A 23,407-nucleotide genomic window follows, 5' to 3' on the forward strand; every position below is an offset into this window, starting at 1 on the left:
GAAGATCCTGGGGTTTCGAGAAGGTGTAGGGCTGCGGGCTGAAGCGTCCACCGGCATGACCATGAGTCATTCCTGTGCGCTTAGGGTCAGGGCTTGAGGGCTGGGGTCGAAACGCGTCCCCCTATTCCTGGCACCCTGCATCCCTGCCGCCCGCTGCGCCTCGCTCGTCCTGAGGCGGTGCGAGGCGATCATTCAACCCGCTATTGTCGCAGCTTCACAGCCGCCGCCGGCGCTCGACCGACATTGGCAGCGTGTTCAAACCACGAAAACGCTTCAGATAGACCCGGCCTCGCCCCTCCAGACCTGACTTGCGCAAGCTGATTGGCGCCAGCGGATCTGGCCCGGCATGCGTCGACAAGCGGGCGGCAAAGACCGCGCCGTTAAAAAATGCCTCCATGACAGGGCAATCCCCTGCCGTCTAGGCCTCAAGAATCAGCCAGCATTGCCCGACATCAAAGTCTGCATCCGCAACATGGCCGCTTGCTGAGGCACGTGGTTGCATTCGCTTTGGCAGATGGAAGCGCCAATTCTCATTGCGATCAGTGCGATCAATGCGGGCGCTGGGCCAGCAATGACTGCGAAACACCCCTCAACCTTGAATCATCGACATGAGCCCATCCTCACTTTCTGAACCGATTGCCAGCACGCCCGCTTGGGCCCGACCCGGCGTGTATTGGTTCCGCAAAGTGATGTTCCCGACCAAGGCGGCGGTGATTCTGGTCCTGCTGGTGCTGCCCATGCTTGGCACGCTAGGCGTGTTGACCGCTGACCGTTACGCCGCCTGGCAGGCCACCGTTGCGGAGCGAACCGGCTTGGCTGCCATCCAAACCATCTTGCCTGCGGCGGATGCGACACGGCAATTGCGCCGCGCCTTGGTCGACCAGGCCAATGGCGTTGAGCGCAATGACTTGGCAGCGCTGCGCGAGCAGTTCACCAAGGCGTTTGCGCATCTCAATAAAGAAGGCAAGCCCCTCCTGGACAGCTTTGCGAACAAGGCCAATAAACACTGGCAGCCGCTGATGGCGACGCTAGAGGAGGCCCGCCGCCAAAGCAGCACGCAGGGTTTGAGCGCCGCCGAGGTGCGCAAGCCCTATGCCAGCATGACCGAGCAGCTCGACGAACTGACCCAGGATGTGGTGGACGCCAGCGGTTTGGCCTTGGACCCGGAGGGCGACACCTACTACCTGATGTTGGCAGCCACCATCAATCTGCCAAAGGCGATGGAGAACCTGGGACTGTCGCGTGGCGCCATGAGCGCCTACTTGGCCCAACCCAAGAACAGCTTGCTGGCTGCGGCCGCCGCACGGGTCGCCGTGGACCGGGAACTGATCGGCAATCTCCAGCAGGCTGTCAGCCATGCCATCGACTTCAACCCCGCGCTGGCCAAGCTCAAGCTCGACGCCCGCCTGGCCAGCACCGAAGCCTATGTCAGCAATAACGAGGCCCTGCTGCGGCAGGACGAGCCCCCCAGCGTAAAGCCGGAGTCCGTGGTGCAACAGGCCAACGCCGCCCTGCTCGATTTGGGCCAGGCACAGCGCAGCTTGGCCGACCAACTCGACCAACTGCTGGAAGCGCGCCAACAGCGCCTGATGCAGCGCATGGTGCTCGGTTCGGTATTCAGCCTGGTCCTGCTGCTGGCAGGCCTCTATTTCTTCTACTGCTTCTATCGGGTGATGAGTTCGGGCATGGGCACCTTGGTGCAGCGCATGCACGCCATCGCCACCGGCGACCTGACCGCCACCCTGATTCCGAAGGGCCACGATGAAACCGCCCATTTGATGACCGCCCTGGCCGACATGCAGGAGGCCCTGCGCGGCACCGTCAAGCAGGTGCGCGAAGCGGCGGATGCCATCAAGCTCTCGGCCGATGAAGTGGCCGGCGGCAGCATGGATCTATCGCAACGCACCGAGCAAGCGGCCGCCAATCTGGAACAAACGGCCTCGGCCATGGAGCAAATCGGCTCCACCGTCAAACAGACCACCGATGGCGCGGCCCAAGCGGCCGGCGTCGCCGGCAACAATGTGAAGTTGGCCGACCAGGGCGGTCAGGTCATTGCGCAAGTGGTCAGCACCATGGCCGAAATCCAGGACTCCAGCCGCCGCATCGGCGAAATCATCGGCGTGATTGACGGCATTGCCTTCCAGACCAATATCCTGGCCTTGAACGCCGCTGTGGAGGCGGCCCGAGCCGGCGAACAAGGCCGCGGCTTTGCGGTGGTGGCCAGCGAGGTGCGCGCCCTGGCCCAGCGCAGCGCCGCCGCTGCGCGAGAAATCAAGCAACTGATCCTGGCCAGCGGCGAGCGGGTCGAGGTCGGCAACCGCATCGTCAGCGAAGCGGGCAGCACCATGCGGGCCATCGTCGACAGCACCGGCCAAGTCGGTACGCTTCTGCAAAACATTTCCAGCGGCGCCCGCGAGCAAGCCCTGGGCATCGATCAGGTGGGCAAGGCCATCCATGAACTCGACCAGATGACGCAGCAAAACGCTGCCCTGGTCGAAGAAACCGCCGCCGCCTCCAGCGGCATGCGCCAGCAAGCCGAGCAACTCTCCGTCGCGGTGCATGTCTTCAAGCTGCCCTGAGCCAGCTTGAAGGCGACTCGCTAGCAGGCGCTAGGACACCGCCGCAGAGATTCATCCGCGAGCGCCACACCCAGCGCACTTGCAGGCGTGCTGCTCACTCCGCCATCGAGTAAGGGCCGCCCCGCTCCAGCGCGCGCCGGTAGGCCGGGCGCTGCTGAAAGCGGCGCACCCAGGCATCCAGATTCGGATAGTTGGCACGCAAGCCGCGCGCGGCCTCGCCCACAAAACTCATTTGAATGTCGGCACCGCTCAAGCTGTCGCCGACCAACCAGTCGCGGCCTTGCAAGGCCCGGTCCACATAGCCCAGATGGTTCTTCAACTCGCTGTCGATGCGCGGCGCCAGCGGCGCGCCAGCCTCACCCAGGCGCGACACATAAAGCTTGAGCAGCAGCGGCAACATGGCCGAGCCTTCGGCGTAATGCAGCCACTGGTTGTAGACCTCAAAGGCCGGTGTTGACAGCGCCGGCTGCAGGCGCCCGCCACCGTAGCGGCGGATCAAGTAGTCCACGATGGCGCCGGACTCGATCAGGGTTTGACCACCATCTTCAATAACTGGCGACTTGCCTAGCGGGTGCACGGCCAGCAACTCCGGCGGCGCCAGTCGAGTTTGCGCGTCGCGGGCGTAGTGGCGAATCTCGTAAGGGAGTTCCAGCTCTTCCAGCAGCCACAACACGCGCTGCGAGCGCGATTCATTCAGGTGGTGTACGACGATCATTGGCTTGCCTTTGTTTGGGTTTGACCACGCAGCGTGGTGAAGTCCGGGCATTGTGATCAAAGCCGCCTGGACCTGCCTAGCCCCAAGGTGACAGTGAAAGGAGCCGCGGCCGCGCCAGGGCCGCGCGGCACCGGACAAAGACCTGGCCGAGAGCTTGGGCAAGAGCCCACCTGCCAACTAGTTCCGGGGCCGAGCTACGGGCCAACCCTATAATGCCAGCTTCGCCACGCTTCTCAGTCTTGCGCGGCGTTTGCTTTTCCAAAGCTCAAGTACGCATCCCACGCAGGCTCGAAGACTGGCGCTGCTCCACGCAGCGCGGCCCGGCATCAGGGACTCGTGCCCCCCAAACAGTTGTCAGCTGTCCTGCCTGTGATCCACAGGCATGGGCGCTGCAACGTCTAAAAGTAATCAATGACTTTTGAATCCCTGGGCCTCGCCCTCCCCCTGCTCAAAGCGATCGCAGACGCCGGCTACACCACGCCGACCCCCGTTCAAGCACAAGCTATTCCTGCCGTCCTGAAGGGCGGCGACCTGATGGCCGGCGCCCAAACCGGCACCGGCAAGACCGCCGGCTTCACCCTGCCCATGCTGCATTTGCTCAGCACCGGCGCACCGGTCACCAATAAGCGCGGCAAGCCCGCCATCCGCGCCCTGGTGCTGACCCCGACTCGCGAACTGGCTGCCCAGGTCGAAGAAAGCGTCAAGACCTACGGCAAATACCTGCCCCTGAAGAGCATGGTGATGTTCGGCGGCGTTGGCATGCAGCCGCAAATCAACCGCCTGCGCGACGGCGTCGACATTCTGGTGGCCACCCCCGGCCGTCTGCTCGACCATGCCCAACAAGGCACGCTGGACCTGAGCCAGGTGCAAATGCTGGTGCTGGACGAAGCCGACCGCATGCTGGACATGGGCTTTGTGCACGACATCAAGAAGGTGTTGGCCCTGCTGCCGGCCAAGAAGCAGTCGCTGCTGTTCAGCGCCACCTTCAGCGATGACATCAAGAACCTGGCCGACCGCCTGCTGAACCAGCCCGCCCTGATCGAAGTGGCCCGCCGCAACCAGACCAATGAGTCGATTGCGCAAAAGGTCCACCCCGTTGGCCGCGAGCGCAAGAAGGAATTGCTGGTCCACCTGATCAAGACCGGCGACTGGCACCAAGTGCTGGTCTTCACCCGCATGAAGCATGGCGCCAACCGCCTGACCGACTATCTGAATGACCAGGGCATCAGCGCCATGGCCATTCACGGCAACAAGAGCCAAGGTGCCCGCACCAAGGCCCTGGCCGAGTTCAAGAGCGGTGATCTGCAAGTGCTGGTGGCCACCGATATCGCAGCCCGCGGCATCGACATTGACCAACTGCCGCACGTGGTGAACTTCGAGCTGCCCAATGTCTCGGAAGACTATGTGCACCGCATCGGCCGTACCGGCCGTGCCGGCGCGCAGGGCGAGGCCGTTTCGCTGGTTTGCGTGGACGAGAACGGTTTCCTGCGTGAAATCGAAAAGCTGATCAAGCGCGAGATCCCCAAGGAAATCGTGCCCGGCTTCGCGCCCGACCCCAATGAGCGCGCCGAGCCCATCGTGCTGGGCCGCATGATTTTGAACGGCAACGGCAGCCGTTCCAGCGCCGGTGGTGGTGGCGGCCGCGGCAATTCGCGTGGCGGTGGCGGCGGCGGTGGCCGTCCGGCAGCGGGCCGTGGCCCGGCCGGTGGTGGCCGCCCAAGTTCACCGCAAGGTGAGCAGCGCGCGCCGCGTCAAGCAGCGCCGCAAGGCCAGCGCAATGCTGGTGGTGGCCATGCGGGTGGTGGTAACGGCGGCGGCAACGGTGGCGGCGGTGCTCGCTCCGGTGCCCCGCGCGGCAATGGCGGTGGTGGTGGCCGCAGCGGCGGTGGCGGTGGCGGCGGTGCGCGTCTGACCAGCCCCAAACGCTAAAAATGCGTTAAGCAGCGTCAAATAACGCTGAAGCCAAGCTGACCAAGGTCAGATCACGCTACGAAGCCCAGGCCCCAAAGCCTGGGCTTTTGTGTTTTAGGATTCCGGGATGACAAACCCTGTGCCCCAACGTCTCTGGCTGGCCGGCGCTACCGGCCTGATCGGCCGCGAAGTGCTGGACCTCGCCCTGCAAAACCGCTGTGAGGTCCATGCCCTGCTGCGCCGCGCCGCGCCCGAGTTGCCGAACAGCCCGCATCTGCACGCTCACCAGGTCGACTTTGCCGCCCAAGCGCAGGGCCTCAGCAGCCCCTTGCCGGCGGCAGACGCACTGATCATCTGCCTGGGCACCACCATCAAGGTGGCCGGCTCGCAAGAGGCCTTTCGCGCCCTGGATTTCGGCGCGGTGCTGGCGGTGGCAAAGGCAGCTCGCGACACCGGCGTGAGCCGCTGCGCGGTGGTCTCCGCGCTTGGCGCCGACCCTGCGTCCGGGGTGTTCTACAACCGCGTCAAGGGCGAGATGGAGCAGGCCCTGATCGCATTGAACTTCCCGCAGCTGCTGATCGCCCGCCCCTCCCTGCTGGTGGGCGACCGGGCCCGGCTCGGCCAACCCGCCCGGGCCGGCGAGCAATGGGCCGAACGCTTAAGCCGCCCTTTCCGCGGCTTGATCCCTGCGCGCTGGCGGCCCATCGCGGCCAGTGCGGTGGCGCGTGCGCTCTGGCTCGGTGTTAGGAATGAAAGCGGGCCGCGCCTGCACATTCTGGAGTCCGATCAATTGCAAGCGCTGGCCGGCACACAAGCATGCTGAACCGCTTCAGTGAGTTACTGGGGGCCGAAGGCCCGCTGGTGCTGGGTTTGCTGGTGGCCTTGGGCGGCGGTCTGCTGCTGGGGCTGGAGCGTGAACACCACCGGGCGCGCGGCGCCGCGCCGGTGATGCAAGCCGCTGGCCTGCGCACCTTCACCATCATCACCCTCAGCGGCGCCTTGGCACAGGGATTGGACATCCCCGGCTTGGTGGCGGTGGGCGCCTTGGGCGTGGCGGCCTTGGTGGCCATAGCCTACTACCGCAGCAGCGAAAAAGACATCAGCCTGAGCACCGAGGCGGCCTTGCTAGCGGCCTATTTGATCGGTGTGCTGTGCGTGCAATCGCCGGCCCTGGGTGCGCCTGCGGCCGTGCTCCTGGCGGCACTGCTCAGCGCCCGCGAGCGCCTGCATCGCTTTGCGCGCCACTGGCTGCGTGAGGCCGAGTTGCGCGATGGCCTGCTGCTGGCCGCACTGGCCCTGATCGTGCTGCCGCTGATGCCCACCGAACCCCTCCCCTGGCTGGCCGGCCTGCGGGCGTCCACCATGATGGGCTTGCTGCTTCTGCTGCTGGGCTTACAGGCCTTTGGCTACCTGGCCCTGCGGGTGCTGGGCGCGCAGACCGGCCTGGCCTTGGCGGGCTTGATGTCAGGGCTGATCTCCAGCACCGCCACCATCGCCGCGATGGGCCACCGCGCACGTGCCGAGCCGGCGCTGTTCTGGGCCTGCTGCGCCGGTGCCGTCATGTCCACCGCCGCCACCTGGCTGCAGGTCAGCCTGATGCTGCTGGCCCTGGCGCCGCAAGCCGCTCAGCTCTTCATGCCCGTCAGCGGAGTGGGCATGTTGGCCGCCGGTGCGGCCGGCCTGCTGCTGGCGCGCCGGGCAAAAGCCGCCCAGGATGCCGATGGGCAAACGACCTCGCCCGATCAATCAGATGCGCCCGCTGCCGACGACAAAGGCCCATTGCGATTGAAGGAAGCCGCGCTGATTGCGGTGACGCTCAGCGCTGTCGCCCTGCTGGTCAGTTGGGCCGAGCGGCAATTCGGCAGCGCCGGCATGTTCAGCGCGGTGGCCTTGGCCGCGATTGCCGATGCGCACGCGCCGGTGGCCTCGCTGGCGGGCCTGAGCAATGCCGGGCAGATCAGCCACGCCCAGCTGGCCCAAGGCGTGATGCTGGCCATTGCCTGCAACAGCATCACTCGCGCCATCACCGCGACGCTGGCTGGCGGGCGCCGCTTCGGTTTGCTGATCTCTTTGGTGCTGCTGGCTTGCCTGGGCCTGACCGGCCTGGTCTTGCTGCTGATCCTCGCTTAGCCTTCTTTTTCGTGAAAACCCAAGCCATCATTCCCGCCGAGGTCGACTTCGCGGACCCAGCCGCCCCTCGTGCCCCGGCTTTTGACGACGTCTATCACAGCCGCGCCGGCGCCCTGGCGCAGTCCCGCCACGTTTTCCTGGCCGGCAACCAGCTCCCCGAACGCTGGGCGGGCCGCCCGCGTTTTGTGATTCTGGAAACCGGCTTCGGCCTGGGCCACAACTTCCTGGCCACCTGGGAGGCCTGGCTGCAAGACCCGGCACGCTGCGAGCAGCTGATCTTCATCAGCATTGAAAAGCACCCCCTGCGCCAGGCCGATCTGGCGCAGGCGCACCAAAGCTCGCCGCTGCCCGAATTGAGCGCGCAGCTGCTTGAGGCCTGGCCGCCGCTGACGCCCAATCTGCACCGATTGGTATTCGACGGCGGCGCAGTGCAATTGCTGCTGTGCCTGGGCGATGTGCACCGCTGGATGCGCGAGCTGGTGGCCGAGGTGGATGCCTTCTATCTGGACGGGTTCAACCCCTCCAGCAATGCCGAGATGTGGGACGGCCATGTGCTCAAGGCCTTGGGTCGGCGCGCCGCAGCAGGCGCCACCGCCGCCAGTTGGAGCGTGGCCCCGCAGGTGCGCGAAGGCTTGATGGCCGCTGGCTTCAGCCAAGAACGCCAGCGCGGCTTTGCCAACAAGGGCGGCATGTGTGTGGCGCGCTACCAGCCGCGCCATCAAGCGCAAAAGCCGGCCGGGCGCGAGCCGCTGGCGCCCAAGGCCCAGCACGCGTTCATCCTCGGCGCTGGTCTGGCCGGCGCAGCCTGCGCCTGGGCCCTGGCAGGCCAAGGCATTGCCAGCACCTTGATCGACGCCCGCCCCGGCCCGGCGCAAGCCGCCTCGGGCAACCCCGGCGGCCTGTATCACGGCACGCTCAACCCGGACGATGGCCTGCATGCGCGCTTCAATCGCGCGGCGGCATTGGCAACGGCCCACACCCTGCGCCACTTGCCCGGATTGCCATGGCATCAGCAAGGGCTGCTGCGCCTGGAGCAAGCCCGTGCGCTGGAACAAATGGAGGCCTTGCTGGCGCGCTTAGGCCTGCCGCCCGACTATGTGCAGGCACTGAGCCGGGCTGAAGCCGCCGCACTGAGCGGCTTGGACCTGCCCGGCCCAGCTTGGTTCTACCCGGCCGGTGGCGCGCTGCCGCCGCCCGCCTTTGCCCAGGCCTTGTTGACAGCAGCCGGGCCGGCCGTCAACAGCCGCTACAACTGCCGGGTCGCTCGCATCGAGTCCGTCGGCGCGAGTTGGCGGCTGTGGAGCGCCGAGGACAAGCTGATCGGCGAGACCGAGCTGTTGGTGCTAGCCGGCGGGCATGAGGGTCAGGTCTTGCTGGCGCAACTGGCGCCTGAACTGGCAGCCCAGCTTTCGGTACTGCGCGGGCAGCTGAGCCACCTCAGCCCGGCGGGCATTCGCCCGCGCCTGCCGGTGGCGGGCCTGGGCTACGCGATTGCCGATACGGACCAGGGCCTGTGGTGCGGCGCTACCAGCCAGGCAGCTGACACCGAGCCACAGCTGCGCTTGGCCGACCACCAACGCAATCTGGCGCAATGGGCCGAGCTCAGCAAGCAGGCTGGCGCTGTAACTGGCCTGGAAGCTGGCCTGGAAGCTGGCCTGGAATCACAGCTGCAAGGCGGCCGCGTAGGCTGGCGCCTGGCCACGCCGGACCGGCTGCCCCTGGTCGGCGGCCTGCCGCTGCCCGACTACAGCGGCCGCCAGGACCAGGCCCGCTTCATCCCGCGCCAGCCGGGCTTGGCCTTGTGCACCGCCATGGGCTCACGCGGCATTGCCTGGGCGGCCCTGTGCGCGCAGGTGATGGCGGCACAGGTCACAGGCGCGCCAGTCCCTTTGGAAGCCAGCTTGCTGGACGCGCTGGATCCGGTCCGCTTTGCCTTGAGAACCGCGCGCGACACGCGCCCGGAGACAGTCGCGGACTAAGATAGGTGCGATCTGCGAACCGATAACCTCAATTTCTATCGGGATATGTCGATCTGCTAGGGACCTCCCTCTAAGTCGCATCGGTTCGCGACTCGACCTTTCCTTGAAAAGAGTTTGCATGTCCGTCACCCAGTTGTCCGGCCGCTCGATTGGCCGCCGTTTGAATATCGCCTTCTCCATCGTCTTGCTGATCGCCCTGGCTGGTTCTGTCATGGGTTATTGGTCTTTGCACAAAGTGGCCAATGAAACCGCCACCATGTATGAAGAGACCCTGCTCACCGAGCGCCTGGCCAGCGACTGGCAGCGCAATATCGTCAGCGGCATCAACCGCTCCACCGCCATCGCGGTGAGCAAAGACAATGCTCTGGCCGAATACTTCAGTGCCTCGGCGGCTGAATCCACTCGCCAGTCCAGCGAGCTGCAAAAGCAGCTGGACGTCTTGCTGACCAGCCCGCGCGAGCGCCAACTGTTTGAACAGCTCAGCCAAAACCGCAAGCCCTATCTGAGCTCGCGTGACTCGCTGACTAAGGCCAAAAAAGCGGGCGACGCAGAGCGTGCCGAGGACATCTTCAAGCAGCAATTTCTGCCCGCTGCAGCGCAATTCCAAGACAGCATCAAGCTGATCGTTCAGGAGCAACGCGATGAGCTCGACGCCGCTGCTAAGCGGGTGGCCCAAACCAATAGCCAAGCGCGCGCTGCGCTGCTGGTTTTTTCGGTCTGCGCCCTGCTTGTCGGCGCGACACTGGCCTTGCGCCTGACACGCTCCATCGCCGGGCCATTGAGCCAGGCAGCGGCCTCCGCCGACGCCATTGCGAACTTTGACCTCAGCCGCCACATCGTTGTGGAGTCCGACGATGAAACCGGCCGCTTGCAGCAAGCTCAGAAGACCATGCAGGCAGCCCTGATTCGCCTGATTGGCGAGGTGCGCAGCTCCACCGACAGCATCAGCACGGCCAGCGCGGAAATTGCCACCGGCAATCTCGACCTGTCGGCCCGCACCGAGCAAACCGCCTCCAGCTTGCAAGAAGCCGCCGCCTCGATGGCGCAGCTGACCGGCACCGTGCGCCAGACCGCCGACTCGGCCGTCACCGCCAACCAGCTCGCCAACTCGGCCGCCGAAGTGGCCCGCCGCGGCGGTTCGGTGGTGGCCCAGGTGGTCAGCACAATGGAAGACATCAGCGCCAGCTCGCGTCGCATCACCGACATCATCGGCACCATTGACGGCATCGCCTTCCAGACCAATATCCTTGCCCTGAACGCCGCGGTGGAAGCGGCACGTGCCGGTGAGCAGGGACGCGGCTTTGCGGTCGTGGCCTCCGAGGTGCGCAGCCTGGCCCAACGCTCCGCCGAAGCGGCCAAGGAAATCAAAACCCTGATCGGCGCCAGCGCCGAGCGGGTGGAGTCTGGCACGCAGCTGGTGCAAAACGCCGGCGCCACCATGAGCGATATCGTGACCAGCGTGCAGCGCGTGTCCGACATCATTGCCGAGATCAGCACCGCATCGCGAGAGCAAAGTGATGGCATCAACCAAGTGAACAGCGCCGTCGTTCAGCTCGACCAGATGACGCAGCAAAACGCCGCCCTGGTGGAAGAGTCGGCCGCTGCGGCTGAGAGCCTGCGCGACCAGTCGGGCCGTCTGGCTTCAGCCATTGCGGTGTTCCGCCTCTGAGGCCCCACTAAGCAAGGCCAAGCCCCAAATGCAAAAAGCCCCTCACGGGGCTTTTTCTATTTCAGGACGGACATGGCCCTCTGTGCCAACAGGCCGTGCCTGAGCCTGGCTCAGTCGAACTTGAGCGTCTTGACGCCTTCGGCCGTACCCAGCAAACACACCGAAGCCCGGTTGCGGGCAAACACGCCGACCGTCACCACGCCAGGCCATTGATTCACGTCGGCTTCAAAGGCCTTGGCGTCCTTGATCTGCAAGCCGCGCACATCGAGGATGTGGCAGCTGTTATCGGTCACCACACCCGCACGCAGCGTGGCGCTGGCACCCAGGGCGGCAAAGCGGCGCGCGATCTGCGCCGCAGCCATCGGAATCACTTCCACCGGCAGCGGGAACTGGCCCAGCACATCCACCAGCTTGGACGCATCGGCGATGCAAACGAATTGCTCGGCCAGGTCGGCCACGATCTTCTCGCGCGTCAGTGCTGCGCCGCCGCCCTTGATCATGTGACCGCCGTGGTCGATCTCATCAGCGCCGTCAATGTAAACGCCCAGGGACTCAACCTCGGCCGCTTCAAACACAGTGATGCCCAAAGCCTTCATGCGCTCGGTGGAGCGCACCGAGCTGCTGACCGCGCCCTTGATCTGAATGCCGCTGGCGGCCAGCGCGTCAATGAACTTGTCCACGGTGGATCCGGTGCCAACGCCGATGATGCTGCCGGCGGCCACGTATTGCAGGGCGGCTTGGCCCACCAGGGTCTTGAGTTCGTCTTGGGTCATGGCTGTGCTTTGAAAAAGTGAGGGGGATGGGCGTCATTATCCCAAGCTGCTAAAGCCTGCCCCATCAAGCCGCCCTTCAATCGCCCAACTATGCCCATCAAGCAGCGTAAAACTTGCCGTGGAAGCCATAAGTGACCCAGTACGGCAGCCACACCTTGGCGATGGGGCCGGCGCTGATCGCCTGGGCATCGAAGACGCTGGCGAAGCTCAGCTGACGCCGGCTATCAAAGCACAGGCCCAGCAACCAGCCCTCGCCCTCCACCCGGCTGCCGGGCTTGGGCACCAGCACATGCTCTTCCACCACCACCTCATTGCCAAAGCAAAAGCGCTGGCGTTGGCCGCTCTCCAGGTCCAGATGCAGCAGGCCGTTGAAGCCCCAGCGCTCGCCGATGTCGATGGCCGTGGGGTAGTAAACATGACGATAGCGCTGCGCCACCACGCGCGGGTCCACCACGGGGAACTCGACCACGTCCTCGCGGCTTCGCAGCTCGATGCGGCCGCTGGCCAGGTCGATGCGCATGAAGCGCGGGGTGGTGTTGCGCTGCGCGGCGGACGGTCGCTCGCCGCGCATGATTTGCGTGAGTGCCAGCTGGGCCTGCGGCAGCTCGCGGTTTTGCACATAGTCCAGCTGCAAGGTCTGGCCATCGTCCCAAGCATTGCCGAAGTGGAAGACCATGGCGGCCGGTATCTCCAGCACGCGGCGGCGTTCGAAGTCAGCCTTATCCACCACCAAGACGCGGGTGGCTTCCTGGCCCTGCCAGCGCATGGAGCTAGACAGACTCTCACCTGCGCGCAAGGCCTGCTGGTCGATGTGTATGGGCGCCAGCAAAAACACCAGATAGCGCTGCGACACCGCAAAGTCATGCACCATGCCGATGGCGCCAGGCGCCTCAAACACCGTGCTGCGCAAGACCTGACCCTGGGGCGAGATCTGGTACAGCGCCATCCGCGTGCCGAAGGTACCGAAGTTCCACACCGTGCCGTCCGCTTCCACCTTGGGGTGGGCCGAAAAAGGCATGCCGGCCAGCTCGGGCGACCAGCTCTTTGGGCCGCGCGTCTGCAGGGTAGCGGGGTCCAACTCGTAGGCGCTGCCGCCCTCCCACAGGGCGTAAAGCTTGCCGCCTTGCCGCAGCACACTGGTGTTGGCCGTGTTCATATCGTCGGCGCCGCGCACCGGCTTGCGAGCCGGAATCGGTGTGCCGAAGCCGGGCACCAGGAAGCGCCCTGCCGCTGCCTCGGCCTTGAACTTGGCCGTTTGCACAAAGCGGGCCTGGTGGCTCACGCCCGCTTCGCCAAAGGTCCAGGCTTGCAGCAGGCCGTCGCCGTCAAACCAATGGCGATAGCGTTCATCGCCACGCGCCATCAAGGCCGGGCCGTTCTTGTAATACACACCGCGCAGGCCGGCGGGCAACTTGCCTTCCACCTTGAGGCTTGAGGCCTGCATGTCTTGGCCGGGCAAGCCCAGCAGCGGCGCCAGTTCGGGCGCGCTGCTGAAGGGCTTGGCCGTTGATGGCGTTGATGGCGTCAATGCCGCCAATGCCGGGTCCAAACCCGCCAAGCTGGCAGCACCGGCCAAGCCGGCTTTGAAGAGTTCGCGTCTTTGCATGCGCATGGCGTCCCCCTGACTCAGTTGAACTGCACGCTGATGCGGGCGCCGGGCTTGACGCTGAACTGCGCCTTCTCGAAGCTGGGCGGGCCGAACATGCCGCTGGCATTGTTGGAGAAGGCGTAAGGCTCGGTGGGCATGCCCATGCCGTTCTTGTCCAGGCGGCCGTTGCCGTTGACATCGTGATAGATGCTCAGGGCCAAGCTGCCCGCGTCTGCGACGGGCAGCTTATTCAGACTGATGAGCAGGCGGCCGTCTTTTTGCTCGGCCGCTTGGGCGCGGGCCACGGCCACGGGCTTAGCAAGCCAGCTGCCGGCATCGGCAAACACCGCCACCATGATCTGGCCCTGGCCTTGGGTGATGCCACTCAGCTCCAGTTCCAAATCGGCAGCACGGGCGGCTGTAGCAAAGCCCAGCGCCGCAGCCGCCAGGGTGATCATCACAGTGAAAGACGCTTGTTTCATCGCTTGCCTCTAGAACTCGGGTTGGGATGACCGAACTCTAGGCAAGCCGCCCCGCCGCCACGACGGGCTTGCGACCAAACGCAAACCGGCGGCGCGAAGGGGGCGATTGCGGGCGTCAGCTGCGCGAGGCTTGGCGCCGGCTGCGCACGGCTGCGGCCAACTCGCGCAGCAGGGGTTCCGTCTGGCTCCAGCCCAGGCAGGCGTCGGTGATGGACACGCCGGGCAGCAAATCGGCCTTGGTCTGGCCGTCCGCCAGGTCTTGGCGGCCGGGTTGCAGATGCGATTCGATCATCACACCGGTGATGCGCGCATCGCCGCCAGCGATCTGGGCAGCCACGTCGCGGCCGACATCGATCTGGCGCTCGAACTTCTTGCTCGAATTGGCATGCGAGAAGTCCACCATCACCTGCTCGCGCAAGCCCGCCGAACGCATGGCCGCGCAGGCCGCTTCCACGGAAGCCGCGTCGTAATTGGGGGCCTTACCGCCGCGCAGGATGATGTGGCAGTCGTCATTGCCACGGGTCTCGAAGATGGCTGCTGCGCCCATCTTGGTCATGCCCATGAAGGCATGGCTGGCCGAAGCCGCCAGCACCGCGTCGCTCGCCACCTTGATGCCACCATCGGTGCCATTCTTGAAACCCACCGGGCAGCTCATGCCCGAGGCCAGTTGGCGATGGCTTTGGCTCTCGGTGGTGCGCGCGCCAATCGCGCCCCAGGCGATCAGGTCAGAGATGTATTGCGGCGACAGCAGGTCGAGGAACTCGGTACCGGCCGGCAGGCCCAGGCTGGTGACGTCCAGCAAGAGCTTGCGCGCCAGGCGCAGGCCTTCGTTCATATGGAAGCTGCCGTCCAGGCGCGGGTCGTTGATATAGCCCTTCCAGCCCACGGTGGTGCGCGGCTTCTCGAAGTAGACCCGCATCACCAGCAGCAAATCGCCCTTCAACTCATCGTTGAGGCCTTTGAGCAGGCGGGCGTAGTCCATCGCCTGCTCGTGGTCGTGGATGGAGCAAGGCCCCACCACCACCAGCAAGCGGTCATCGCGCCCATGCAGCACCGCGCTGATGTCACGGCGGGCGCGCTCGACCAATTCCAGCGCCACATCCGGCGGCGGCAGCTCGTCCAGCAGCAAAGCGGGCGAGATCAAGGGGCGCACGGCGCCGATGCGGGTGTCGTCGGTGCGGGTGGTGTCGCGGGTCTCATCGCGCGAACCCACTTCGCGGTCGTGGCGGGGGTCGTCCAAAGGCTTCATGCGGGGCTCCTACTTCTTGATTGCCCCCATTATCAACGCCAGCTCCTGAGGCACTTCAGCCCCACAGCTCATCCACGAGAAAGCGCTAACAGCCAGACACGACGGCAGCCCAAACGCTCAAACCAGCAAAGCCGAGCAGTCAAGCCTCAAGCGCTCGCGCAAGATGCCCGATTGGCCCGCGCCAAGGACGCTGCGCCGAATGCGACAATTCAGCTATGTCTTTGATCCCCTACGCCCTCACCCGCCCTTTTTTGTTCGGCCTTGATCCCGAACATGCCCACGAGCTCACGCTGGGCGCCATCGCCAAGCTGCAGAACACCCCGGCGCAATGCCTGTGGTCGCAGCCGCGCATCCAGGATCCGCTGGAGCTGGCCGGCCTCAAGTTCCCCAACCGCATCGGCCTGGCCGCTGGCCTGGACAAGAACGGCCGCTGCATCGACGGGCTGGGAGCCATGGGTTTTGGCTTCATCGAGGTCGGCACGGTCACGCCCAAGGGCCAGCCCGGCAATGACAAGCCGCGCATGTTCCGCCTGCCCGAGGCGCAGGCCCTGATCAACCGCCTGGGCTTCAATAACGAAGGCTTGGCCAGCTTCCTGGCCAATGTGCAGCGCGCCCACTCCTTCCGCGCCTGCGGCGGCCTGGTCGGCCTGAACATCGGCAAGAACGCGGCCACGCCCATCGAGAACGCGGTGGATGACTACCTGATCGGCTTAGAAGGCGTGTTCCCGCATGCCGACTACATCACGGTCAATATCTCCAGCCCCAACACCAAGAATCTGCGCGCGCTGCAAAGCGACGCGGCCCTGGATGCCTTGCTGGGCGCGCTGCAAGCCCGCAAGCTCAAGCTGCAATCGGCCTCCGGCCGCCACGTGCCCATGTTCGTCAAGATCGCCCCCGATCTGGATGAAGAGCAGGTCGGCGTGATTGCCCAGACGCTCAAGTCCAATGGCATTGACGGCGTCATCGCCACCAACACCACCATCGCCCGCGAGGCGGTCAAGGGCATGGCCCATGCCGAGGAAACCGGTGGTTTGTCAGGCAAGCCCGTATTTGAAGCCAGCAACCGCGTCATCCGCCTTCTGCGCGCAGCGCTCGGCAGCGGCTACCCCATCATCGGTGTGGGCGGTGTGATGAGCGGCGAGGACGCACGCGCCAAGGTGCAAGCTGGCGCCGACTTGGTGCAGATCTACACCGGCCTGATCTACAAGGGCCCAGCTCTGGTCAACGAATGCGCTCGCGCATTGGCGCGGGTCTGAGGCTAGGGCAGCGCCACTAAAGCAGCGCGCCTCGCTGCCTTACGGACGAAAAAAAAGAGCGCCGATTGGCGCTCTTGGTTTTTTTGAGTAGGCGTCCAAGCCCAGCTCTGTCCTGCTTTGCGTTTTCAGGCCGCGCGACGACGCTTGACCACGAAAGCGATGCCAGCCAAACCAGCCAGCAGCATGGCATAGGTTTCCGGCTCAGGGACTGGCGGTGGCGCAGCGTCAGGAACTTTAGTCACCGTCAAGTTCCCCGAATAAGCAGCTTGAGTCGCAGCAATCGGATTGTTGCCGAGAATTTTCAGAACGAACGGCGCGTTGTCTGAGCCTTCCAGGAAGCCAAAGCTGAAATTGCCGTACTGACCGGATTGAGCCTTTTGATCGTTCAGGGTCAGATCGCCCAGAATGAAGTTTTGACCCGAGAAGTTCAGTTGGAAGTTGTACTTCCCGCTCGTCAAGCCGAGAAAACTGATGACATCGTCACCACCGGCCAAGGCAGTGCCCATGCTCTGGAAAGCGGCAGTCCAGACAGAGGTGCCCGCTTGGGCGGCACCACCGCCAGAGACACTTGCAAAGGTCACGCTCTGGTCATCGGCCATCGCGCCGGTCGAAGCAAATGCGGCCACCAGGGCCAGCAAACTAGAAATCTTCTTAAACTTCATGAAGGGTTCCTCTACCTTGATGCCCGCAACCTGCAAGCACCGCGCCTGCAGGCGAACACCGCAAAATGTAGCCGAGCCGGCTTTCAACGCCACCCCCTAGGAAAGGGGGTGCGGGAATAGGACCCAAGAAAACCTGCCTCAAAACAGATGGGATAAGAAGGCTAAGGGCAGCGCTCGACGCTGTGCACACCGTGGCCTTTAGCCTGCCACTTGGGAAGAAAAGCAAGGTCCTCAGCGTACGCTCGAATCGGCACATTTTTTGACACCACTTTGCGCACCCGCTTGGGCTGCAATCAAACAAAACAATAGAAGTACCCCATGGGCATCGAAATCGAACGCAAATTCCTGGTCGTCGGCGAGGCGTGGAAGCAATCCCCAGGCCAGCGCTATAGCCAAGGCTATCTGAACCGCGACCCCGCCCGCACCGTGCGGGTGCGGGTAGTGGGCAGCCAAGCCTGGCTCACGATCAAAGGTCGTAACCAGGGCGCCACACGCGCCGAGTTTGAATACGAAATTCCCTTGGCGGATGGGCAGCAACTGCTTGGCCTATGCGAAGGGCCGCTGATCGACAAGATCCGCCGCCTGGTTCCACATGCGGGCATGACCTGGGAAGTGGACGAGTTTCTGGGTGAGAACGCTGGGCTCGTGGTGGCAGAGATTGAACTCAGCACGGCCGATCAGGCTTTCGAGGCACCGCCTTGGCTGGGTGCGGAGGTGACCGAGGACCCGCGCTACTTCAACTCGCAGTTGGCCAACAAGCCCTACACCCTTTGGGGTGAGTAGCAGAGCCGACAAAGCAAGGGCTATTCCCCACAAGCTAACGTCAAAACCACTGTCACAGTGAACCTCATTGAAAACAAATTGATGAGGGATGGTGCAATGAGGATACCGACGCGAAAGTCTCGCGGCTTGCAACGCTGCTTGTGCCTAGGCAGCTTGGCACTGGCGACCTTCACTGGTCAAACCAGCTGGGCGCAAAGCCCAACAGCCGGAGCAGCATCCACAGCGCCGCCCATAGAGGACTTCTTCCGCCTACCGCAGTATTTCGGCGGCGAGCTATCTCCTGATGGCCAATGGCTGGCGGTCATCGCCTCCCCCGAAGGTCGACGCACCCAGCTGATCGTCGTCAATCTGCGTGACCTGAAAAGTGCCCGCGCCCTGGTCACCATGGACGATAGCGATATCCACCAGGTCCACTGGGTGAACAACAAGCGCTTGGTGTTTGACATCGCGCAACTGCAAGAAGCGACCGACAAGCCCAATGCACGCGGCCTGTGGGCCGTGGACCGCGACGGCGGCGATTTCAGGCAGTTGGTCAACGCCCGCTCCAGCGTGCCCAATACGAATATGGAAGGGGGCTCCCGCCTAGCCAACTCCCGCCTCAAAGAGCGCAGTGAAACCCTGCTGCCCTGGACCTGGCGTCTGCAAGATGTGGTGCGCGATGGCAGCGCCGACGTCATCCTGCGGCAAAACAACTATGACGGCAATGGCGATTTCAGCTCCGCCAGCTTAGCCCGCATCAATACCTATAGCGCGCAAAAACAGCAGTTGGTGGACGACGCACCCGCCCATGTCCATCACTGGCTGACGGACAGCGCGGGCAAGGCTGTCGGCGCCATCACCCAGGAAAAAGACAAGATTGCGCTCTACCTGGCTCGCAAAGAAGGCTCAGGTTGGCAGCTTTGGCGCCGCGCCCCTCGCGTGGAGGAAGGCATTCCCCGCTGGCTGGACATTGCCAGCACTGGCGAGATTTTTATGGTGGGCGCCGGCAAATCGCCCGGCGCAGGAGAGGCCTTGCTGCTGCTAGACCCCAAGAAGCCCCAGCAAGAGCTGCAAGAACTCTTGCGCATCAAAGACTATGACTTCCGCGGTGAGTTGGTGCTGGACGAAAAATCCGGCCGCCTGCTGGGCGCTCATTTCGAGGCCGAGACCCAAGACAGCATCTGGCTCGATCCTGCGATGAAAGCCCTGCAAGCCGAGGTCGACCAGGCCATGCGCAGCACGGTGAACCAAATTCTTTGCCGCGATTGCCTGAACTCGGACCTGGTGGTGGTGAAGTCTCACTCCGACCGCCAAGCCATGGCCTTCAGCATTTACGACCGTCAAAACAAGAGCCTCAAGACGATTCTGCTGTCCCGGCCCTGGATCAAGCCCGGCGCCATGGCCGCACGGGAGAACGTGCGTATTCCGGCCCGCGACGGCCTGATGCTGCCCACGCTTGTGACCCGCCCCAAGTCCAGCCAACCCTTACCCACCGTGGTTCTGGTGCATGGCGGCCCCTTCTCCCGCGGCAATCACTGGGAGTGGAGCGCCATCCCGCAATACCTGGCCTCACGCGGCTATTTGGTGATCGAAACCGACTTCCGCGGCAGCGAAGGCTATGGCAGCAGTTTCGAGCGCGCGGGCTGGAAGCAATGGGGCACCGGCATGGTAGACGATGTGGTGGACGCCACCCGCTGGGCCGTGGCCAAGGGCTATGCCGATGCCGCACGCATCTGCATCGCCGGCGGTAGCTACGGTGGCTACGCCAGCATGATGGCCTTGATCCGCTATCCCGAGACCTTCAAGTGCGGCATCAACTGGGTCGGCGTGTCCGACCTCTCGCTGCTCTACACCTCGCTCAACAGCGATCAAGGCGCGCTGGGTCTGAGCTACGACATGCCCATCATGGTGGGTGACCCCAAGGCCGATGGCGAAATGCTCAAGCAGAACTCGCCCCTGCAACAAGCCGCGCGCCTGAAGCAGCCCCTGTTGATGGCCTATGGAGCCATCGACCGCCGCGTGCCCATGGAACATGGCGTGAAGATGCGCGACGCCTTGCAAGCCAGCGGCAACAAGCAAGTGGAATGGGTGCTCTACCCCGAGGAAGGCCATGGCTGGCGCGGGCCTGAGACCCACAAGGACTTCTGGGGCCGGGTCGAGCGCTTTTTGGGACGCCATCTGGCGGCGCAGTGAGGCCAAATGGTGTGGAAGTGGGCGAGCCATGCTCGCCCTTTCGATACTTAGCCGATGGCCTTGACCACCAAGCCGGCCAGCTCCGCATGAATGGTGTTGAGCTCGTCCACGCTTTGCGCTGAACCGCTCATGAAAACGGCCATCAGCAAGGGTGCCTGCTCAGGCTTCCACGCAATGGCCACATCATTGACGGCGCCACCCGCCCCGGTGCCGGTCTTATCGCCGGCGCGCCAGCCTTCGGGCAAACCGGCGCGCAAGCGCTGCAAGCCTGTCGTGCTGCCCACCATCCACCCCACCAGCAACTGAAGGGCGTCTTCGCTCAGGCGATTGCCCAGCAGCAAGGCTTCCATGCTGGTGACAAAAGCGGCCGGTGTGGTGGTGTCGCGTTCATCGCCGGCTTGATTGCTGTTCAGCGCCGGCTCGATGCGGTCAGAGCGGGTGTGCGGGTCACCCAGCTCGCGCAGGAAGCGCGTCAGCCCCGGCGGGCCGCCCACCAAGGGAAAGAGAAGATTGGCGGCCGGGTTGTCGCTGACCGTCACGATGGCCTCGCACAACTCGCCCACACTCATCACACCCCGGCCATTAACCAAACGGCCCGAGGTGATGGGCGCATGGGCCAGCATGTCATTGCTGCTGTAGCGGATGGGCTTGTCCAGATTCAGCTGACCTGCATCCACGCGCGCCAACACGGCCGCGGCCAGCAAGAGCTTGAAGGTGGAGCAAAAAGCAAAGCGCTGATCGGCCTGAAAAGCGATCTGCGCCCGGCTGCGGCTGTTCAGCGCAAACAAGCCGATGCGGCCACCGCTACGCTGCTGCAGCGCTTCGATGCGGGCCTGCAACTCGCCATCGGCATTGGCCGCCCGAACACCCGAGGCCAGCCCCAGGCCTGAAATCAGCAGGGCTCGCCGAGCGATATCGGCGCCGCTTAAACCGCCTTTCAAGGCGCCTGCACCCGCAAGACTTTTTGGAAGGCTTCAACCGCCTTGCCCTTGCGCGCCCGCTTGCCGGCATAAGCAGCCAAGCCAACGCCCTTCAGAATCTCTTCCTTGGGCTTAGCGCCGCGGCCCAGGCCCTGCACCAGCAGGCTTTGGCTGAATGCCGCCACGCCCAGCAGTTGATCCTTGCCTTCCAGGTCCATCAGGGTCAGACCGCGGCCGCCCTTGGGCTGATGCTTCAGTTCGTCCAGGGCATAGGTCAGCAAGCGGCCCTGTTCAGACAAACAAGCCAGTTGCAAGCCCAGCACTTCGCCGGCGGGCAGCAAGGCGGGTGGCAAGGGCTTTTCGTTGCCTTCCAGGCTGAGGAAAGTCTTGCCGGCTTTTTGGCGGCCGACCAGATCACTCAGCTGCGCCACCAAACCAAAGCCGCCGCTGCCGGCCAGCACCAGGCGTTGGTTGCCGGCGCCGGCCAGGTAATGCGCGATTTGCGTGCCGGATTCCAGCTCGATCAAGGTGGTGATGGGCTGGCCATCCCCGCGCCCGCCCGGCAGCACCGACACCGGCACCGAATAGACCCGGCCATTGCTGCCGAACACGATCAAAGGATCTACGCTGCGGCACTGGAAGGTGCCGTAGAGCTGGTCGCCCGACTTGAAGGCCAGGGCGGCCGGGGCCACTTCATGGCCCTTAAGCGCACGCACCCAGCCCTTTTGGCTCACCACCACCGTCACCGGCTCATCAACGATGCGCACCTCGGCCGTGGCGCGCTTTTCTTCTTGAATCAGGGTGCGGCGCTCATCGCCGTACTGCTTGGCATCGGCCTCGATCTCTTTGATCACGGTGCGCTTCAAGCTGCCGGGGTTGCCCAGAATGTCTTCCAGCTTGCCTTGCTCCAGGCGCAGCGCGCTCAATTCCTGCTCGATCTTGATCGCCTCCAGGCGCGCCAATTGGCGCAGGCGGATTTCAAGAATGTCCTCAGCCTGGCGATCGCTGAGGCGGAAGCGTTCGATCAGCGCCGGCTTGGGCTCATCGGCATTGCGGATGATGCGAATCACCTCGTCGATATTAAGCAGCACCAGCTGCCGGCCTTCCAGCACATGGATGCGGTCCAGCACCTTGTTCAGGCGGTGCTGGGTACGGCGCTGCACCGTCACCTGGCGGTAGCCCAACCATTCGACCAGGATCTGGCGCAGGCTCTTGAGCGTGGGGCGGCCGTCGGCACCAATCATGGTCAGATTGATCGAGGCCGAGGTTTCCAGGCTGGTGTGGGCCAGCAGCGTGGTGATCAGGTCTTGCTGCTCCACTGTGCGGCTCTTGGGCTCGAACACCAGACGCACAGCGGAGTCTTTGCTGGACTCATCGCGCACGCAGTCCAGCACCGCCAACAAGCTGGCCTTGAGTTGCAATTGCTCTTGGCTCAGCGTCTTCTTGCCGGCCTTGACCTTGGGGTTGGAGAGTTCCTCCACCTCTTCCAGCACTTTTTGCGAGCTGGTGCCGTGCGGCAATTCGGTCACCACCAGCTGCCATTGGCCGCGTGCCAAGTCTTCGATCTTCCAGCGCGCGCGCAGCTTCATGCTGCCGCGGCCACTCTGGTAGGCCGAGCGGATGTCGTCGGCTGAGCTGATCAACTGGCCGCCGCCGGGATAGTCCGGCCCGGGCAACAAGGTGTAGAGCTCATCATCCGAGAGCTTGTCGTTCTTCAGCAAAGCCACGGCGGCCGAGGCCACCTCGCGCAGATTGTGGCTGGGTACCTCGGTGGCCATGCCCACGGCGATGCCGCTGGCGCCGTTGAGCAGCACAAAAGGCAGGCGCGCCGGCAGCTGGCTGGGCTCTTGGGTCGAGCCGTCGTAATTGGGCACGAAGTCCACCGTGCCTTCGTCGATTTCGTCCAGCAGCAAGCGGCTGATGGGCGCCAAGCGGGCTTCGGTGTAACGCATGGCCGCTGCGCCATCGCCGTCTCGACTACCGAAATTGCCCTGGCCATCGATCAGCGGGTAGCGTTGCGAGAAGTCCTGCGCCATCCGCACTAGGGCGTCGTACACCGACTGGTCGCCGTGCGGGTGAAAGCGGCCCAGCACATCACCCACCACGCGCGCACCCTTGACGGGCTTGGCGCCTCCGCCCATGCCAGTGCCGCTGAAGCTCAGGCCCATGCGGTCCATGGAATAGAGGATGCGGCGCTGCACCGGCTTTTGCCCGTCGCAAACATCCGGCAAGGCGCGGCCCTTGACCACGCTCAGCGCGTATTCCAGATAGGCCCGCTCGGCGTAGCGGCCCAGGGTCAGGGCATCACCGGGCTCATCGCCCGAGCCGGAGCCGCTGCCGGCATCGGGGGGCACGGGCGGCGCGGGTGGCACTGCAGGCGCGGCGGCTTGCGAGTCCAACGATTGCGGGGCCGCCTCGCTCAGAAGCTGTTCCGGCGTTTGCTCCGCTGCGCTTTCCAGCTTGTTGTCCGGCTTGTTTTCCGGCTTGTTTTCCGGCACTTGCTCCGGCGAATCGAAATCAATAGGGGTCTGGTTCATGG

The 23,407-nt window shown here is 64.4% G+C and carries 17 protein-coding genes; 9 read left to right on the forward strand and 8 right to left on the reverse strand.

Features of this window, described 5'->3' with window-relative positions:
* The first annotated feature begins 608 nt into the window (after positions 1 to 608).
* Positions 609 to 2,579 carry a methyl-accepting chemotaxis protein gene (locus tag AABB87_RS03205; RefSeq protein WP_341969796.1) on the forward strand — a complete coding sequence of 657 codons (1,971 nt, stop codon included), beginning with the start codon at positions 609 to 611 and terminating at the stop codon, positions 2,577 to 2,579.
* A gap of 94 nt (positions 2,580 to 2,673) precedes the next feature.
* On the opposite strand, the gene AABB87_RS03210 is transcribed toward AABB87_RS03205, so the two are convergent.
* Positions 2,674 to 3,294 carry a glutathione S-transferase family protein gene (locus AABB87_RS03210; RefSeq protein ID WP_341969799.1) on the reverse strand — a complete coding sequence of 207 codons (621 nt, stop codon included), beginning with the start codon at positions 3,292 to 3,294 and terminating at the stop codon, positions 2,674 to 2,676.
* 411 nt (positions 3,295 to 3,705) lie between these two features.
* Between AABB87_RS03210 and AABB87_RS03215 the strand changes: the two genes are divergently transcribed.
* From AABB87_RS03215 to AABB87_RS03235, 5 genes are all read left to right on the forward strand, one after another.
* The gene (locus AABB87_RS03215; RefSeq protein WP_341969800.1) at positions 3,706 to 5,223 is read left to right on the forward strand and encodes a DEAD/DEAH box helicase; all 1,518 of its coding nucleotides are present in this window, start codon (positions 3,706 to 3,708) and stop codon (positions 5,221 to 5,223) included.
* A 121-nt stretch (positions 5,224 to 5,344) separates the two neighbouring features.
* Positions 5,345 to 6,028, forward strand: coding sequence for an NAD(P)H-binding protein (locus tag AABB87_RS03220; protein ID WP_341969802.1), 684 nt, complete (start codon positions 5,345 to 5,347; stop codon positions 6,026 to 6,028).
* Positions 6,022 to 7,335, forward strand: coding sequence for an MgtC/SapB family protein (locus AABB87_RS03225; RefSeq protein ID WP_341969803.1), 1,314 nt, complete (start codon positions 6,022 to 6,024; stop codon positions 7,333 to 7,335). Before AABB87_RS03220 ends, AABB87_RS03225 begins: the two co-directional genes overlap by 7 nt.
* Positions 7,336 to 7,346: 11 nt before the next feature.
* Positions 7,347 to 9,314: an FAD-dependent 5-carboxymethylaminomethyl-2-thiouridine(34) oxidoreductase MnmC gene (gene mnmC, locus AABB87_RS03230; protein WP_341969804.1), complete on the forward strand. Its 1,968-nt coding sequence runs from the start codon at positions 7,347 to 7,349 to the stop codon at positions 9,312 to 9,314.
* Between the two features lie 118 nt (positions 9,315 to 9,432).
* Positions 9,433 to 10,983 (forward strand): methyl-accepting chemotaxis protein, encoded by a 1,551-nt coding sequence (locus tag AABB87_RS03235; RefSeq protein WP_341969806.1) that lies wholly within the window; start codon positions 9,433 to 9,435, stop codon positions 10,981 to 10,983.
* Between the two features lie 110 nt (positions 10,984 to 11,093).
* On the opposite strand, the gene rpiA is transcribed toward AABB87_RS03235, so the two are convergent.
* From rpiA to AABB87_RS03255, 4 genes are all read right to left on the reverse strand, one after another.
* Positions 11,094 to 11,756: a ribose-5-phosphate isomerase RpiA gene (gene rpiA, locus AABB87_RS03240; RefSeq protein WP_341969808.1), complete on the reverse strand. Its 663-nt coding sequence runs from the start codon at positions 11,754 to 11,756 to the stop codon at positions 11,094 to 11,096.
* Positions 11,757 to 11,853: 97 nt separating this feature from the next.
* Positions 11,854 to 13,368, reverse strand: coding sequence for a carotenoid oxygenase family protein (locus tag AABB87_RS03245; protein ID WP_341969809.1), 1,515 nt, complete (start codon positions 13,366 to 13,368; stop codon positions 11,854 to 11,856).
* Between the two features lie 14 nt (positions 13,369 to 13,382).
* On the reverse strand, positions 13,383 to 13,826 hold the full coding sequence (locus AABB87_RS03250; protein WP_082679925.1) for a DUF2141 domain-containing protein: 444 nt from the start codon (positions 13,824 to 13,826) through the stop codon (positions 13,383 to 13,385).
* 115 nt (positions 13,827 to 13,941) lie between these two features.
* Positions 13,942 to 15,075, reverse strand: coding sequence for a 3-deoxy-7-phosphoheptulonate synthase (locus AABB87_RS03255; protein ID WP_341969810.1), 1,134 nt, complete (start codon positions 15,073 to 15,075; stop codon positions 13,942 to 13,944).
* A gap of 215 nt (positions 15,076 to 15,290) precedes the next feature.
* Here AABB87_RS03255 and AABB87_RS03260 point away from each other — a divergent pair, with 215 nt between their 5' ends.
* The gene (locus tag AABB87_RS03260) at positions 15,291 to 16,331 is read left to right on the forward strand and encodes a quinone-dependent dihydroorotate dehydrogenase (protein WP_341969811.1); all 1,041 of its coding nucleotides are present in this window, start codon (positions 15,291 to 15,293) and stop codon (positions 16,329 to 16,331) included.
* A 125-nt stretch (positions 16,332 to 16,456) separates the two neighbouring features.
* On the opposite strand, the gene AABB87_RS03265 is transcribed toward AABB87_RS03260, so the two are convergent.
* Positions 16,457 to 16,993: an FxDxF family PEP-CTERM protein gene (locus tag AABB87_RS03265; protein WP_341969812.1), complete on the reverse strand. Its 537-nt coding sequence runs from the start codon at positions 16,991 to 16,993 to the stop codon at positions 16,457 to 16,459.
* A 318-nt stretch (positions 16,994 to 17,311) separates the two neighbouring features.
* Between AABB87_RS03265 and AABB87_RS03270 the strand changes: the two genes are divergently transcribed.
* Positions 17,312 to 17,776 carry a CYTH domain-containing protein gene (locus AABB87_RS03270; RefSeq protein WP_341969813.1) on the forward strand — a complete coding sequence of 155 codons (465 nt, stop codon included), beginning with the start codon at positions 17,312 to 17,314 and terminating at the stop codon, positions 17,774 to 17,776.
* A 96-nt stretch (positions 17,777 to 17,872) separates the two neighbouring features.
* The gene (locus AABB87_RS03275; RefSeq protein WP_341969814.1) at positions 17,873 to 19,948 is read left to right on the forward strand and encodes a S9 family peptidase; all 2,076 of its coding nucleotides are present in this window, start codon (positions 17,873 to 17,875) and stop codon (positions 19,946 to 19,948) included.
* Positions 19,949 to 19,995: 47 nt separating this feature from the next.
* On the opposite strand, the gene bla is transcribed toward AABB87_RS03275, so the two are convergent.
* Together bla and parC are read right to left on the reverse strand one after the other, a co-directional pair.
* Entirely contained in the window at positions 19,996 to 20,889 is an 894-nt protein-coding gene (gene bla / locus AABB87_RS03280; protein ID WP_341969815.1) for a class A beta-lactamase, read from the reverse strand.
* Positions 20,886 to 23,405 (reverse strand): DNA topoisomerase IV subunit A, encoded by a 2,520-nt coding sequence (gene parC, locus AABB87_RS03285; RefSeq protein ID WP_341969816.1) that lies wholly within the window; start codon positions 23,403 to 23,405, stop codon positions 20,886 to 20,888. The genes bla and parC overlap by 4 nt, the downstream gene beginning before the upstream one ends.
* Positions 23,406 to 23,407 lie beyond the last annotated feature (2 nt).

The sequence above is a fragment of the Roseateles sp. PN1 genome (genome assembly GCF_038419725.1).
Classification (GTDB): domain Bacteria; phylum Pseudomonadota; class Gammaproteobacteria; order Burkholderiales; family Burkholderiaceae_C; genus Paucibacter_A.

What these genes read in the sequence shown, in the direction of transcription:
- AABB87_RS03205 (WP_341969796.1), top strand. Translation starts at nt 609, where the DNA reads ATGAGCCCATCCTCACTTTCTGAACCGATTGCCAGCACGCCCGCTTGG.
- AABB87_RS03210 (WP_341969799.1), bottom strand. Translation starts at nt 3,294, where the DNA reads ATGATCGTCGTACACCACCTGAATGAATCGCGCTCGCAGCGCGTGTTG.
- AABB87_RS03215 (WP_341969800.1), top strand. Translation starts at nt 3,706, where the DNA reads ATGACTTTTGAATCCCTGGGCCTCGCCCTCCCCCTGCTCAAAGCGATC.
- AABB87_RS03225 (WP_341969803.1), top strand. Translation starts at nt 6,022, where the DNA reads ATGCTGAACCGCTTCAGTGAGTTACTGGGGGCCGAAGGCCCGCTGGTG.
- AABB87_RS03235 (WP_341969806.1), top strand. Translation starts at nt 9,433, where the DNA reads ATGTCCGTCACCCAGTTGTCCGGCCGCTCGATTGGCCGCCGTTTGAAT.
- rpiA (WP_341969808.1), bottom strand. Translation starts at nt 11,756, where the DNA reads ATGACCCAAGACGAACTCAAGACCCTGGTGGGCCAAGCCGCCCTGCAA.
- AABB87_RS03245 (WP_341969809.1), bottom strand. Translation starts at nt 13,368, where the DNA reads ATGCGCATGCAAAGACGCGAACTCTTCAAAGCCGGCTTGGCCGGTGCT.
- AABB87_RS03250 (WP_082679925.1), bottom strand. Translation starts at nt 13,826, where the DNA reads ATGAAACAAGCGTCTTTCACTGTGATGATCACCCTGGCGGCTGCGGCG.
- AABB87_RS03255 (WP_341969810.1), bottom strand. Translation starts at nt 15,075, where the DNA reads ATGAAGCCTTTGGACGACCCCCGCCACGACCGCGAAGTGGGTTCGCGC.
- AABB87_RS03260 (WP_341969811.1), top strand. Translation starts at nt 15,291, where the DNA reads ATGTCTTTGATCCCCTACGCCCTCACCCGCCCTTTTTTGTTCGGCCTT.
- AABB87_RS03265 (WP_341969812.1), bottom strand. Translation starts at nt 16,993, where the DNA reads ATGAAGTTTAAGAAGATTTCTAGTTTGCTGGCCCTGGTGGCCGCATTT.
- AABB87_RS03270 (WP_341969813.1), top strand. Translation starts at nt 17,312, where the DNA reads ATGGGCATCGAAATCGAACGCAAATTCCTGGTCGTCGGCGAGGCGTGG.
- AABB87_RS03275 (WP_341969814.1), top strand. Translation starts at nt 17,873, where the DNA reads ATGAGGATACCGACGCGAAAGTCTCGCGGCTTGCAACGCTGCTTGTGC.
- parC (WP_341969816.1), bottom strand. Translation starts at nt 23,405, where the DNA reads ATGAACCAGACCCCTATTGATTTCGATTCGCCGGAGCAAGTGCCGGAA.